This window comes from Cytobacillus sp. Hz8 (assembly GCF_042263505.1).
Taxonomy (GTDB): Bacteria; Bacillota; Bacilli; order Bacillales; family Cytobacillaceae; genus Bacillus_BE.
This window is the reverse complement of record NZ_JBHKFI010000012.1, coordinates 18506-32694: the sequence shown is the minus strand read 5'-3', so window position 1 is coordinate 32694 and position 14189 is coordinate 18506. Positions and strand designations below refer to the sequence as shown.

The following is a 14189-nucleotide window of genomic DNA, read 5'->3' as shown; positions in this document are numbered from 1 at the left end:
CCTCCTATTCGTGATATGAAGCCAAATCATCTGCAAGCAGTTTGGCTGATGATTCAATATCCACCATTTGCACGAGATCCAGTAGATTAAAACGGCCATCATGATGCCAGCCTGATTCAGGGGAAGTCATTTCACCTATTGCAGTAACTCTAGTTACACCAGCTTTTCCTAACTCTTGTGCCCATTGAAATAGTTCATTTGGCGTCGCTGCTATTCCCACTGTCTGCAAAAAGCTGTGGTATGGTTGAATGCTTGCCGCAATGTCATCGATATCATCAAAGGTTATCACCTTAACGACCCGATTTAAACAAGTCGGAGAGAATGGGGCATCTTCTTCATACACCACCATCCAGCGACCATCATGTGCCGACAACAATTCTTTATTATTGTTTGAATAGATTGAGATTTCTTCTTGATTTCTCCACTCATTTACCTCCATCACTTCCTCAAAAGATAACCCCCTTCTTGGAAATCGTTTCTCAAAGCTTTCAAGCTCGTGTGCCAGATATTTAGCAAATTCCGAAGGTGCAATCTTGCCGCCTTTTTGAACATAATAGATTTGCGGTGAATAGCAGCCCTGCTGGTCGAATTGGATCATATCGAATGCAGCCTGATGAGCTAATTTCCATACTTTCCGTGTATCTAATGTCGAATTCCCTATGACTCCAAAGCTGATCTTATGTCCAAAAGCTAGGAAACGGGTAGTGTGAGGAGCCCTTTTACGCAAGGATTCTAATGAGTGATTCCCTCCGTAACCAACCACCACATCTGAAGAGGGCAAAATCACCTTTTCTCGTTCTTCATCTCCGCCCTTCCACCAAACAATGGCCAAAGTATCCGCCAATCGCGGGCATATATCAACCAATATTTGCGCAAACCAACCCGCAAATAAGGGCTCAGAGCTCGAAACCTTTCCTATATTCCCCCCCTTCACAAGTAGTCCAGAAATCAAACTCCATAATGGAAGGGCTGGAACATTTCCTGCCCAAACATGGAAAATCAAATCGGGGCCCATCGCTTTTGAATATCCACCCTTAATGCGGGGCTGAAAATCATCTAAAACAAGCGGGTTATCAAAGTCCTCAATAACAAAACGCTGAAGCTCAGGTTTACGAAACTTTTTCAAAAATCTTGTTAGCCCGAGCCGAATCATTTCAGCGTCATATCCTGTCACAATTGGCAGTAATTCTTCCGCCATCCTTCTATATGGTGAATTTCGATCAAGCATAGTCTCAATTGCACGATCAATGATGGAAATGATTTCTGTAACAGTCATTGATTTTAATACGGTGGCACTCGCTTTTTTGACTGTGGCAATGACCTTCTCCAACTGCCTTTGAGATAGAAGAGGAATCTCAAATTCAACCTTTCCCAATCTTCCCTCAAAGGACAGAATTTTCAACTCAAAGCTTTCTTCCCCGATGTTCGGAAGATATCCTATTCTTTCTCTCATATTTTTTGCCCAATGGACGCATGAATAAATTCCTCAGCCGTTATCGAACAGCCCTTAGCCTCTGTTCCTTGTACTCTCCCTAAAAGATGAAAACCATCTTTGACCTTCACTCCTAAATCCTCCGTCATAATCGTCGTCACAGAGTTAAAGTTAGCCAAGTCACAATGAACAATGACCCCTTTCTCTCCTTCTGACATTTCTTCTCCAGTCAAAGGATGAATGATTCTTGTTCGCAGCCAATGCGGGCCAAATTTGACTGCAGGGACCTGTTCATTTCCAGAATCATATAATTGTGAGCTTAATTCCGTCATTCCGTACATGTTGATACAATCTTTTCTTGAGACACCCAAGAATCTTGTTAATTCATGATAAAATTCAGCAAGCTCTAATTCCTTTGACTGGTTTTTAAACCCGCCAGTATCTAAAATTCTGCTTCCAGCAGGTAATTGAAATTGAAGCTTGCGTTTATCAAATTCAGCAAATAAATGAACAAAGCTAAAAGTTGCCCCTAATAAAGAATAAGGCTCACCTGTACGCTCCGCATTCTCTAATTCCTTTACAAGCAGATCAAACTTAATGCCATTTTCGTCCATTAAATATTGGCTATCCTTTGTCCCAAACTCATCCTTAGCAAGAGCCAGATAACGAGCTAGTGAGGAATTGGGCAATTCCGCTTCTGAAGGAAATAATATTCCCATGCGAATCCTTTCAATCCCTTTCATAAGGCATTTTTTAAAATTGGTTTTCATCGAAAGATCCCAGATTTGTAAAGTGGGATGATAATGTTTCCCTTTTACACCGCTTGTTGTTCCACTTGTCATAAAATATCGCTCGGACTCCTCTTTTGGCGTACAGGTAAGCGGTACCTCTTTAAAGGCCTGAATCGGAACAGACGGAATGTCCTTCCACGATTTCACTGTTCTAATGGTTTTTCCTTTTTGAACACAAAATTTTCGAAAGGGAAGATTGTTGGAATACTGATAAGCAAATATATGTAATGCCACTTGATTAAAAGCCTCATCCGAAATGGATTCAGCCTTCAAAATCACCTCTAATTGATTGATTAATTTCTCCTGCTGCATGATTCATACTCCTTTCAATTCGTCATTTCACGGGTTTTCCTTTTGGCTGAAAAATGGCTACCTTTTTCTTTACAAAGATGGAAAGAATCATCGCTCCCAAAAAAGCACCAACAATCGAACTAAAAATAAATAACGGAATAAAGCCAAATAAAGCTGCTTTTTGACCAAGTAATAAAACAGAAATGGGATAAGAAAGCATGGCCCCAAGAATTCCTGTTCCAAATACCTCACCACAAAACGCCATAAACAGTTTTTGGGTTCTCTTATATAAAAGGGACGCAAGCAATGCCCCAACCATACTTCCTGGAAAAGCAAAAATAGAACCCGTCCCCATCAGATTTCTCAAAATTGAGATACATAAGGCTTGGCTCACCGCATAATAAGGTCCTAATAAAACGGCTGACAATACATTGATAAAATGCTGAACTGGAAATACTTTTGTAAATCCAATCGGTATATAAAAGAGATTACTTGACAATGTACCTATAGCAATGAACATTGCGGTTACTGTCATTTTGTAAGTTTTCCTCATAAAAAAATCCCCATTGCTTTACTCGCACTGAAGGGATGACCTGATTAACATGCATGACCAATCGACATGATAAAATGAATCGGATAAATTCACTTTCCTACGCTGGTACGAACCAGATCAGGTGCAAGGGTTTAAGATCTAAATGAACTATTCTCAGCCAAGTTTTCCCCTGGCTCCCCCAGTGCTCATATTTAAATTTTCAAATCTCTAAAATCATAAATCGGCTTCGACGTTTTTCCTTATAGCTTTAGCCACTTCCTTTGGAGAATGGGCCTCGCTAATGGCCGTGATGACAGAAACCCCATCAGCCCCTGCCTTTATTACAGCCCCTGCATTATTTTCCGTAATTCCACCAATTCCCACAATTGGAATCGTTATTCCCCAATTGCGAAATTGCTCAATTAAAGTGGTTCCCTTTGGAGTCTTTGCATCCGCCTTCGTTTTAGTTGGAAAAATCGGTCCCATTCCAAAATAATCAGCTCCCCCTTCGATTGCCTTGATGGCTTCTTCAAAGCTATGAACAGATACGCCAATGATTTTATTACCAACCCTCTTTCTTACAGACTCAATGGATTCATCCTCTTGCCCGATATGAACCCCGTCTGCACCAAGTGCTATCGCCAATTCAATATCATCATTCACAATAAATGGAATATGGTGTTCTCGACAGATTTGCTGTAGCTCTTTTGCAAGCTGGTATTTTTTACTTCCCGTGAAAGCTCCAATTCCTTTTTCCCTGTATTGGAAAAAGGTAATTCCTCCTTCAATCGCCGCCTTTAAAACCTCTGCAGGACGATGCTTACAATTAGGACTTCCTAATATCAAATAAACCTTTAATGCCTCTCTTAGCTCAAACTCATCATTTAACCTCATGATTCATTACCACCCTTTGATGATGCTGCTTTTTTCGGTAAGCCCAATGATTCGTTGGACCATGCCCCTGACCAATAAACAGCTGATCCTCAATGGCTGCTTGTATAAAGTCCTTCGCTGTTGCCACTGCTTTATGAACGTTTGCCCCTTTGGCTAACTCTGCCGTAATCGCTGCTGAAAAGGTACAACCTGTGCCATGGGTATTTTTGGTTCGCATTCTTTTACTCGTAAATGTCATGACATCTTGCCCATCAAACAATAGGTCCTCCGCTTTCTCTTGATTTTCTTCATGACCACCTTTTATCACGACATTTTTTGCTCCCAAAGCATGCAGTTTTTTTGCCGCAGTTAATTTTTCTTCATATGTATGGATCGACATATTCGTTAAAACCTCTGCCTCTGGAATGTTAGGAGTAATTACGTATGCAAGTGGCAACAAATATTGCTTTAATGCCGTCACTGCTTCTCGTTGCAGGAGCGATGCCCCTCCTTTTGCGATCATGACCGGGTCGACCACCACTTTCTCCCAATGATATTGCTCTATTTTATTTGAAACGGCTTGAATGATCTCTGCATTAAAGAGCATTCCTGTTTTTAAGGCATCTGTTCCCATGTCCTCTCCAATAGATTCTATTTGCTGATTGACAGCTTCATGGCTTAACGGATAAACGGCTTGAACCCCTAAGGTGTTTTGGGCCGTTACAGCAGTAATAGTACTCATCCCATACACCTCCAGCTCTTGAAAAGTTTTTAAATCGGCTTGAATCCCTGCACCGCCTCCGCTATCTGATCCTGCTATTGTTAATGCTTTCCTCATTATCCGCTCGCCCTTTCCACTAATTAAATCCTTTTATATGAACCAAATTGCTCCACATCTTCAGGAGAAACAAGTGCCAGTTGGTTAATAAATTCAATTTGAAAGCTCCCTGGTCCCTGATTTGCAATCTTTTCTGCAGCCTTTTCAGCAGCAATTCCATAGAAAACTAGTGCCGATAAGGCAGCTAATATGGAATCCTTCTCGACTCCAGAAAACGCCCCAATAACAGAGCTTAAGAGGCATCCCGTTCCTGTCACTTTTGTTAAAAGCGGATGTCCATTAGTCACTAGATAGGTCGTTTCTCCATCTGTTATCACATCCTCTTTTCCTGTTATAACGACAGTTGTTTTCAAGCTTCGTGCTGTCGCCTTAGCCAATCCAACAATATCTCCCTTTTGTTCTCCGGCATCCACACCCTTGATCTCCCAATTTTCTCCATAAACGTGAGCAATCTCTGCAGCATTTCCTCGTAAGATGGTTAGTTTCACTTCACTTATTATTTTTCTTGCCATCTCGGTCCGAAAAGAAGTGGCACCAGCCCCAACTGGATCTAAGATCACCGGAATCCCGCACTCTTTTGCTGCCTTTCCTGCGAGAATCATAGAGTTAACCACCTCTCGATTGAGCGTCCCAATATTCAAAACTACTGAACTAGCTATTTTCGCCATATCCGCTGCTTCTTCTGGAGCATAAGCCATAACAGGAGAAGCCCCAAGGGAAAGTAACCCATTTGCAGTAAAATTTGTAACGACCACATTGGTAATATTATGGACAAGCGGCTTGAGTTCTCGCACCCTTTGCACAATAGATCCTAAATCTTCTCTCTCCATCTCTTCATTCCCTCCAATTTCTTTTCATAAAAAGTGAGATACTCCTTAAAACGCAAAAATGCCAGATCCAATAAGGACCTGGCATTAAATAGTCAAAAATAAGTGATTCCCACTTGGCTACTTTCCTACGCTGGTATTGTCCAGATCAGGTCCAAAGGGTTAAAAAACTTAGCGTTTTTCTCTCAGCCTAATAATATAGGCACCCCTAGTAGATAAAATGTTATTTAATTTATATTTATAATAGTGGAATGATTTGTAGAAGTAAAGGATTTTTGTTTAATTCCATTAAGTATGATTACCCATAAACTATATGAAAGCATAGCTTCCGATATCCATCTTCTCCTCAGAAAACTCATCGTCCATTCCCTTAACAAGGTAGTTGTACCATAAAAGTCAGGATGAACATTTTACTCATTCGTTTTCTATTAAATTAATATATTTCCCATGCAGAGAATATTTTCGTAATTAAACCGAAAATAGTAGTTTCGTTGTATGAAAATAGAGATCTGTTTTTTTGAGAATTTCTTTCATTTATATATACTTTTTCAACACAATAGCTGAATTATGCCCTCCAAAGCCAAAGGAATTGGATAGGCCAATATTTAATGTTGTCTTACGTGCCCCATCTGACACATAATCTAAGTCACACTCTGAATCAGGTTTCTCTAAATTAATAGTTGGTGGAATAACTCCTGTTTCTAAACTCTTAACAAGCGCAATAGCTTCTACTCCACCTGCAGCGCCAAGCATATGGCCAAGCATTGATTTGTTGGCGGTAATGGGGATTTGATAGGCTCTTTCTCCAAATAACTGCTTGATTGCTAAAGTTTCTGAGATATCCCCAACCCCAGTACTTGTTGCATGTGCACTAATGACATCTATCTCATCTGTAGATAAAGCTGCCTTTGCTAATGCCTTTTTCATCGCTGTCAAAGCCCCTCTTCCTTCTGGATGAGAAGCCACCATATTATAAGCATCAGAGCTGGCTCCATATCCAATTACCTCAGCATAAATAGGTGCATTTCTTTTAATAGCATGTTCAAGTGATTCTAACACGAGAATTCCTGCTCCTTCACTCATAACAAAGCCATCCCGACTTTCATCAAATGGCCTACTAGCTGCAGTTGGATTCTCATTTCTTGTTGAAATCGCTTTGACATTTCCAAAGCTCGCTAAAGATATTCTGGTTACAGCCGCTTCAGAACCGCCTGCAATCATAATATCTGCATCATCATTGCGGATTGTATGAAATGCTTCGCCAATTGCTGTATTTCCAATAGAACAAGCTGTCACAGGAGAAAGCGATGGACCAAGGGCACCATATTTGATACTGATTTGAGCAGCTGCCGCGTTTGTAATCATCATGGGAACTAAACTCGGACTGACTCTACCAGGTCCACGTTGTTCTAATGTATAAACATTTTCAATCAATGTCTGTATTCCACCTATTCCAGAACCCACATAGACTCCGAATCTTTCCAGATCTATTTTATTTAATTCAATTTGGGCATGGTTCAAAGCTTCTTCAGCTGCTGCTAAGGCAAACTGACTAAAACGATCCAATCGCCTAGCTTCCTTAGTTCCAAGTCGCTCTTCAGGATCAAAATCACGAACAAGACCAGCTATTTTCGTTTTCATATCATGAACATCAAAGGTATCAATGGCTGTTATCCCTGATTTTCCTTCAACTAAATGGTTCCAAAATGTATCAATATCATTTCCCAGAGGTGAAATAACCCCCATTCCAGTTATGACGACTCTCTTCATTCAAACCCCTCCAAATTTTTTCTAATTTCTATTTTATCTCTTAGTTATCCTATTACAAGTTGTTGTTTATCCTAGTATAATGAGTACTATGATAAGGAGGTGCTGACCATGAATCCTGAAACAAGGCTTCAGGCATTATCAGATTTTTTAAAATTAAAGCGTTCCAAAATTCAGCCACATATGGTGGGATTACCAGAAGGCATTCGAAGAAGAACACCTGGACTTCGCAGAGAAGAGGTTGCCCAACTAGCTGGAGTGAGTACGACTTGGTATACATGGCTTGAGCAGGGGAGAGATATCAAAGTCTCCATTTCCGTATTAGATGCTATTTCAGAAGCCTTGCAATTAACCAAAGATGAAAAGGCTTATCTTACTGCATTAGCCTTCGATGAAGGGAATAAATTCTCCTTCGCTTCGGAAACAGAAACTACCATAAGCCCATCATTAAATAAAATTCTTCAGGAACTCCAATATTGCCCAACCATCATAACGGATCGGCATTGTCATATTGTTGGCTGGAACCAAGCGTCAGCCCATGTTTTTTTGGATTTTGAACTCATCCCAAAGGAACAAAGAAATCTCATATATTTATTATTTTCTCGCAAGGAATTTAAGAGCTTAGCCGTAAATTGGGAGCATTTCGTCAAGGGCTTTATCGCGATTTTTCGTACCTATTATGGTCAATACGTCGCTGATAAATGGTACTTTCAATTTATCGAAAATATGGGGATAAAGTACCCAGAGTTTCATAAACTGTGGGAGGAAAGTGAAGTGAGCTCAGCACCTGAAATCCTCATCGAATTTCGCCACGCAAAGGCTGGAAAAATGGTATTTGACCTTACTTCTATGCAGGTACATGGAAACAATGACCTTAGATGCAGTATTTACACACCCGTTGATGGCACAACAACAGAGGCAAAACTGAAAAATTTACTTGAACATCATTCAGGTCTTCATTTTGATTGATAATGGAATATGTTTTACTTTAAAACCACTTGTTATATGGGAAATTTTAGGATATATTGAATATTAATTGAACAACAGGGGTGGAGATTATTATGTTTTTAAATAAAGAGAAAGTAGGATATATTTTAGGTATTACATCTATAGTACTTGTGATAATCAGTATCATTATGTTCTATGTACAAAGAGGACCAAATGTTGATATTGATTTCGTTGTCACCATTTATAGCATCTTCTCAATTATTGGCATTTTACTTGCTATTATTTCCTCGATTATGTCAAAACGACGTAGTATACGTAGCATCGGCATAATTGGCTTTATCGCAAACGGATTTGTTTTGTGTTGCGCTTATCTATTATTATTAGCAATGGGAATTGGAGAACCATAGAATTTCTTCAAGAGTTCAAACCTTAATTTTTAATGTTTAGGTTTATCTGCTGTATTTACAAGAGTACCACTATCACAATTTACGCCACACCATTTATACACAATCGGATTACTTTTTTTCGTCTCGGCAAATACACAATTTACTAAACAAGGAGAATAGATGGATTTCCGCTCATTTACAGGAAAAGCAACTATCGATTTCTTATCCTTCTATACACCTTGAAAACGTTCAATAAATTGTAATATTTCTCCGAAAAAATTAAGTTTTTTCCAATTATAATAGTTTTACCTACTTTTTTATTAAAGGGTGAACTATACATGCAAACATTTCTTGTTACAACCATCCAACAACTAGAAGAAAAAATTGCTATATTAAGGAAAAATATGATTGAATTTGGTCTAAAACACGGCTTAAATAATGAAAAAACTATTCAAATGAGCCAAGAACTCGATTGTCTAATCTATAAATATCAATTGCTTATCAATTAATATTCTAGTTTATCTTCCTAAAACAGTTCTTAATTCTCCTTCCCTTTCTAAAAGTTTTATCATCATCAATCCTTTGGTGATCAATAGAAGGGCGATTCCATCATAGATGAGTCACACATCAGAACATAGTCCGATTGATAAGAAATAGAATGAATTTATATAATTTGAAGATTCGTTAGTTCCTTCAAAAAAATTAATACTTTTGCACTTAGCAGAATCCTTTCCCAAAATAATCGTTTTGGGTTTTTTTGTCTAAAATCACATAATCGCAGTAGCCTTCCTTTTTTCCTTTGTCATCATATTGATGATGATTTCTCCTTATCGATTGAGAGAGAAGAAATCATACGAAAGTTTCGCCCGAAACCAAAACCATAAGAAACGTGGAGTAAGGATTTCCGCTTCCTCGCTCTCTGATTTTATTAAACTCCTTATAGCATAATGAATGTCATGAACCCATCTCTCATCCTCCAAAAAATAAATCCAATAGATTAGATGTATTGCTTGAATTTTTCATATAAAACTCTGAGTACCCACAATTCCGGCAATATACCACTGTAAAATGATTATTCTGAAGATCAAACATTTTCGATAACCCTGTTCCCGTCATCGCAACCTCCTTTGTTCTGGCATCTTTACTTCCACATTTAATACAACCTTTTTCATTCATCTATTCCACTCCTCGTATCGTAAATTTAGAATCCTTTTTCCCTTATATATGATTATTCATTAAAGAGGTTTCATATATTTGCAATTCACTAATTATTTTCTTAATTTTACAAAAAATACAAATATTTCTCTTGACTATCATAGAATGATTACATATATATGGAATAGATGGTCTTTTACCTTTATTCCAATACATTGATTCAAGGAGTCGTTAGCACATGGCCAATACTTATTTCTTTACCGGTTTTCCGGGATTTATTGCTACTTCTTTAATTAAAAAAATTATGACAGAAAAGGATGAAATCAATCAATTTTATTTACTGGTGCAGCCTCAATTTTTGCAAAAGGCAGAAGAGACACTAAGAAAAATTGCATTAGATGAAAGTCTGTTGTTAGAGCAATTTACTATTATCCCAGGAGATATAACCCTCCCTGATTTAGGAATGGATGCTGCGATACTTGATGAATTAAAAGGGGAAATTACTCATGTCTTTCATCTTGCAGCTATTTATGATCTCGCCGTACCAGAGGAGTTGGCAATTAAGGTAAACATAAATGGAACTAAAAATGTCAACGATTGGCTTCTAACCTTACATAATGTTCAACGCTATGTATATTTTAGCACCTCATATATTGCCGGCACTCGAGAAGGGAGAATATTAGAATCAGAGTTAGATAAGCACCAAAGTTTTAAAAACTATTATGAAAGAACAAAATTTGAAGCGGAAGTTTTAGTTCGTCAAATCATAAGCAAGGTTCCTACCACCATTATCCGACCTGGCATAGTTGTTGGGAATTCGCAAACGGGTGATACGATTAAATTTGATGGCCTCTATTTTATTTTGAATTTTTTTGATAAGCTTAAGTTTTTGCCTATTATCCCTTATTTAGGCGCAGGAAAGGCTGAAGGAAATTTTGTCCCGGTTGATTACATTTTTGCAGCAACGATTTATCTTGGACATGCAGATATTGGAATAGGAAAAACCTATCAGCTTACTGATCCGAATCCATATCGATGCAAAGAGGTTTACCATATGCTGATGAAGGAGTATCTTGGAAGAGAGCCGTTTGGAGTCATACCACTTGGACTGGCAAAATGGTTTCTTTCTTTTTCTGCTATTCGAAAATGGTTAAGAGTTGAAAAGGAAGCACTTGATTATTTCACATGCATGGCCGAGTACGATTGCAGCCAGACTCAAAAGGATTTAAAAGGTTCCGGAATCACTTGTCCTAATTTCAAAGATGTAATCCCTGCGATGGTCCTTTTTTTTAAGCAACACAAAAATGACAGTGAAAAGCAGGTGAAGATTCAATAAATAAATGCTTGATTCCCCCTAAAAAATCATCTCATTCAGTATAAAATGCCTGTTTTTTAGGATAGTATCTATTTTTTATCACCTAGCAACCTCTAATTGTATATAGTCAATAAAATAGCAAAATTACAATCAAAAAGGAGGGATCAAATGGTTAATTATCAGAATCTAGTTAAAAAGCAAAGACATTTTTTTCGTACTAATACAACAAAGAATATATCCTTTCGTATTGATGCATTGCAGCGCTTAAGGACAATGATTAAAGATCATGAAGAGGATCTTTTGGCTTCCTTAAAATCTGATTTAAATAAATCCGAATTTGATGCTTATTCAACTGAGATTGGTGTCGTTCTCGAAGAAATTCGTTTTACTCTAAGTCACATTCGTGCATGGATGAAGCCGAAAAAAGCGAAAACACCGATGACTCACATTGGTTCTTCTGGTTATATCTATTCAGAACCATATGGAGTGTCTTTAATTATTGCACCGTGGAACTATCCTTTTCAATTAGCGATTGCTCCTTTGATTGGGGCAATTTCTGCAGGCAATTGCGCGATAATCAAACCATCTGAACTTACTCCGCGAACATCTGAGATTTTAGCTCGCCTTATTCATGAAACCTATTCTGAGGAATATATTGCTGTCGTATTGGGTGGTGTGGAGACTAGTCAAGCTCTTCTACAGGAAAAAGTGGATTATATCTTTTTCACAGGAAGTGTTCCGGTTGGAAAAACCATAATGGAAGCAGCGGCAAAAAATTTAACACCTGTAACACTTGAATTAGGTGGGAAAAGTCCTTGCATCGTGCATAAGGATGCTAATATTAAACTCGCCTCCAAACGAATTGCCTGGGGAAAATTCACAAATGCTGGTCAAACCTGCATTGCACCTGATTATTTATACCTCCATCAAGATATTAAAGAGGAGTTTTTCCATCATTTGAAGGATGCCATTAAAGAGCTATATGGAGTGGATCCGCTAGAAAATGATGCTTTTACCCGCATTGTAAGCGAAAAACATTTCAATCGTCTGTCTTCTTTCTTGCATGATGGAGAAATAATTGTTGGCGGAAGGACAAAATATGAAACATTAACGATTGAGCCAACCGTTCTTACCAATATAACCTGGCAGGATGCCATCATGGAGGATGAAATATTTGGACCGATACTCCCTGTACTGGAGTACCAGGATTTATCTTTTATGCTAGAAGGAATCCATCATCATCCCCATCCGTTGTCTCTTTATCTTTTCTCTGAGAATGCTGACATCCAACAGAAAGTATTGAATGATGTTTCCTTCGGTGGAGGCTGTATTAATGACACCGTATATCATTTTGCCTCACCCTATTTACCTTTTGGAGGTGTTGGAAACAGTGGAATAGGCGCATATCATGGAAAGGGAAGCTTTGACACCTTTTCCCATAGAAAAAGCGTATTAAAACAAACCACCTTATTTGATATTCCATTTAGATATCCAAATGTAAAAAATGGTTTGAAGAAAATTAAAATGTTTTTGAAATAGTGGTTTAAGAATTTTATTCAAAAGATCTGTTCCAAGATTGGAATAGGTCTTTTATTTTTTTAAAGACCCTTTTCATTTTTTTTGCTATTAGAATATATAAATTAGTGGCTCATTCAGACATCCATGTATGAATTGAAAGGCATTTATGAAGGAATCAAATGTCTATTCAGAAAGTTTTTAGGAATTAAAAGGAAATGGAAGCCGGATCGAAGGAAAGAATAGATACCTCATTTTCGCGAGTAAATGTTTTTTTTGCGAATAATCTGGTTCTCGCTTCTTTTTGAATAAATTACAAGACCATTAAATCCGAATGAAGAGCCTATTCGGACAACTAAAATAATTTCACTGCAATCAAGTCTAAATCAGATGGCTTCGACAAAAGATTAAAATGATATTCCAAAAAAGCAGCGTTTTATATACATTCCCACCAAAAGAACATTTCAACATTTGCCCATTTTTATCTAGTTAAAGAACCCAATTTTTGGCTATTTCATATTGTAAGTTAGAAACTTGATTAGATTAGTGGTCCACGATAAGCCACGTATTAGGACTTTTCTATTTTCTAATCTACTCAGAAATTGGTTGAAAAGGAGTGTTTTTTCCCATGAAAAGATTAATTGTTCTTGCTCTAATCGGATTAGCAGCACAATTAGTAGACGGTTCTTTAGGCATGGCCTATGGGGTAACATCTACCTCATTATTACTATTATTTGGAATTGCCCCAGCGGTAGCTTCTGCATCAGTTCATATGGCAGAAGTAATCACAACTGCTGCATCAGGAGTCTCCCACATTCGCTTTGGAAATGTGGATAAACAAGTCGTCTACCGATTAATCATACCCGGTTCGATTGGTGCCTTTCTTGGTGCATGCTTTATAGGAAGCATTCCAGGAGATATAATTAAACCATATGTCTCTTTTTTTCTATTATTATTAGGGTTTTATGTCATCTACCGTTTTCTATTCAAATTTAATCCTACAATGAAAATAAAGAAAAAAATGTCAAAAAAAGCTTTTCTCCCCCTTGGCTTTATTGCTGGCTTCTTTGATGCGACGGGAGGTGGTGGATGGGGCCCTATTGCAACACCGGTTCTGTTAACCAATAATGAAATGGAACCAAGAAAAGTCATTGGTTCCGTTGATACGAGTGAATTTGCTATCGCTGTGTCCTCTACTTTAGGTTTTCTTTTAACATTAGGATGGACGCAAATTAATCTTCAGTGGGTCTTTGCTTTAATGATTGGTGGATTGATTGCTGCCCCAATTGCCGCATGGCTAGTCAAAATTATTCCTACAAATCTTCTTGGAACCTTAGTAGGAGGAATTATTATCTTCACAAATATCCGAACATTGCTCAGTTTATTGGATGTTTCCCCTTCCGTTACCATCTTCACCTATTTCGTGATTATCGGTCTTTGGGCAATAGCAATAGGCAAAGTAAGCTGGAAATTAAAAAAAGAAAATATTAAAACCATGGTATGAAAAAAAACACAATGT

Annotated in this window: 14 protein-coding genes and 2 riboswitches; of the genes, 6 read left to right on the top strand and 8 right to left on the bottom strand. The window is 38.0% G+C overall.

Annotated features, from left to right (window positions below; translation table 11 throughout):
* Positions 1-4: 4 nt before the first annotated feature.
* The 7 genes from ACE38V_RS14895 to fabF form a co-directional block, all read right to left on the bottom strand.
* The gene (locus ACE38V_RS14895) at positions 5-1453 is read right to left on the bottom strand and encodes an acyl-CoA reductase (RefSeq protein WP_375842368.1); all 1449 of its coding nucleotides are present in this window, start codon (positions 1451-1453) and stop codon (positions 5-7) included.
* Positions 1450-2535 (bottom strand): LuxE/PaaK family acyltransferase, encoded by a 1086-nt coding sequence (locus tag ACE38V_RS14890; RefSeq protein ID WP_375842366.1) that lies wholly within the window; start codon positions 2533-2535, stop codon positions 1450-1452. Before ACE38V_RS14890 ends, ACE38V_RS14895 begins: the two co-directional genes overlap by 4 nt.
* A gap of 22 nt (positions 2536-2557) precedes the next feature.
* Positions 2558-3067 (bottom strand): energy coupling factor transporter S component ThiW, encoded by a 510-nt coding sequence (thiW, locus tag ACE38V_RS14885; protein WP_375842364.1) that lies wholly within the window; start codon positions 3065-3067, stop codon positions 2558-2560.
* Between the two features lie 77 nt (positions 3068-3144).
* Positions 3145-3257: riboswitch (TPP riboswitch) on the bottom strand.
* A 23-nt stretch (positions 3258-3280) separates the two neighbouring features.
* Entirely contained in the window at positions 3281-3940 is a 660-nt protein-coding gene (thiE, locus tag ACE38V_RS14880) for a thiamine phosphate synthase (protein WP_375842362.1), read from the bottom strand.
* Positions 3927-4757, bottom strand: a complete 831-nt coding sequence (thiD, locus tag ACE38V_RS14875; RefSeq protein ID WP_375842360.1) for a bifunctional hydroxymethylpyrimidine kinase/phosphomethylpyrimidine kinase — start codon at positions 4755-4757, stop codon at positions 3927-3929. The genes thiE and thiD overlap by 14 nt, the downstream gene beginning before the upstream one ends.
* Before the next feature lie 23 nt (positions 4758-4780).
* A complete protein-coding gene (gene thiM, locus ACE38V_RS14870) occupies positions 4781-5587 on the bottom strand; it encodes a hydroxyethylthiazole kinase (RefSeq protein WP_375842359.1) in 807 nt (268 codons plus the stop codon).
* Between the two features lie 105 nt (positions 5588-5692).
* Positions 5693-5804, bottom strand: a riboswitch (TPP riboswitch).
* Between the two features lie 314 nt (positions 5805-6118).
* Entirely contained in the window at positions 6119-7354 is a 1236-nt protein-coding gene (gene fabF, locus ACE38V_RS14865; RefSeq protein WP_375842357.1) for a beta-ketoacyl-ACP synthase II, read from the bottom strand.
* Positions 7355-7462: 108 nt separating this feature from the next.
* On the opposite strand from fabF, the gene ACE38V_RS14860 reads away from it, so the two are divergent.
* The 3 genes from ACE38V_RS14860 to ACE38V_RS14850 all read left to right on the top strand — a co-directional run bounded on the left by ACE38V_RS14860 (position 7463) and on the right by ACE38V_RS14850 (position 9194).
* Positions 7463-8320 carry a helix-turn-helix transcriptional regulator gene (locus ACE38V_RS14860; protein ID WP_375842355.1) on the top strand — a complete coding sequence of 286 codons (858 nt, stop codon included), beginning with the start codon at positions 7463-7465 and terminating at the stop codon, positions 8318-8320.
* Positions 8321-8400: 80 nt separating this feature from the next.
* Positions 8401-8706 carry a hypothetical protein gene (locus tag ACE38V_RS14855; protein ID WP_375842354.1) on the top strand — a complete coding sequence of 102 codons (306 nt, stop codon included), beginning with the start codon at positions 8401-8403 and terminating at the stop codon, positions 8704-8706.
* 317 nt (positions 8707-9023) lie between these two features.
* Positions 9024-9194, top strand: coding sequence for a Spo0E family sporulation regulatory protein-aspartic acid phosphatase (locus ACE38V_RS14850; protein ID WP_375842352.1), 171 nt, complete (start codon positions 9024-9026; stop codon positions 9192-9194).
* Positions 9195-9654: 460 nt separating this feature from the next.
* Here the strand turns inward: ACE38V_RS14850 and ACE38V_RS14845 are convergent, their stop codons facing one another.
* On the bottom strand, positions 9655-9861 hold the full coding sequence (locus ACE38V_RS14845) for a zinc ribbon domain-containing protein (RefSeq protein ID WP_375842351.1): 207 nt from the start codon (positions 9859-9861) through the stop codon (positions 9655-9657).
* A 217-nt stretch (positions 9862-10078) separates the two neighbouring features.
* Here ACE38V_RS14845 and ACE38V_RS14840 point away from each other — a divergent pair, with 217 nt between their 5' ends.
* From ACE38V_RS14840 to ACE38V_RS14830, 3 genes are all read left to right on the top strand, one after another.
* Positions 10079-11176, top strand: a complete 1098-nt coding sequence (locus ACE38V_RS14840; protein WP_375842349.1) for an SDR family oxidoreductase — start codon at positions 10079-10081, stop codon at positions 11174-11176.
* Between the two features lie 147 nt (positions 11177-11323).
* Positions 11324-12694 carry an aldehyde dehydrogenase gene (locus tag ACE38V_RS14835; protein WP_375842347.1) on the top strand — a complete coding sequence of 457 codons (1371 nt, stop codon included), beginning with the start codon at positions 11324-11326 and terminating at the stop codon, positions 12692-12694.
* A gap of 604 nt (positions 12695-13298) precedes the next feature.
* On the top strand, positions 13299-14174 hold the full coding sequence (locus ACE38V_RS14830; RefSeq protein ID WP_375842345.1) for a sulfite exporter TauE/SafE family protein: 876 nt from the start codon (positions 13299-13301) through the stop codon (positions 14172-14174).
* Positions 14175-14189 lie beyond the last annotated feature (15 nt).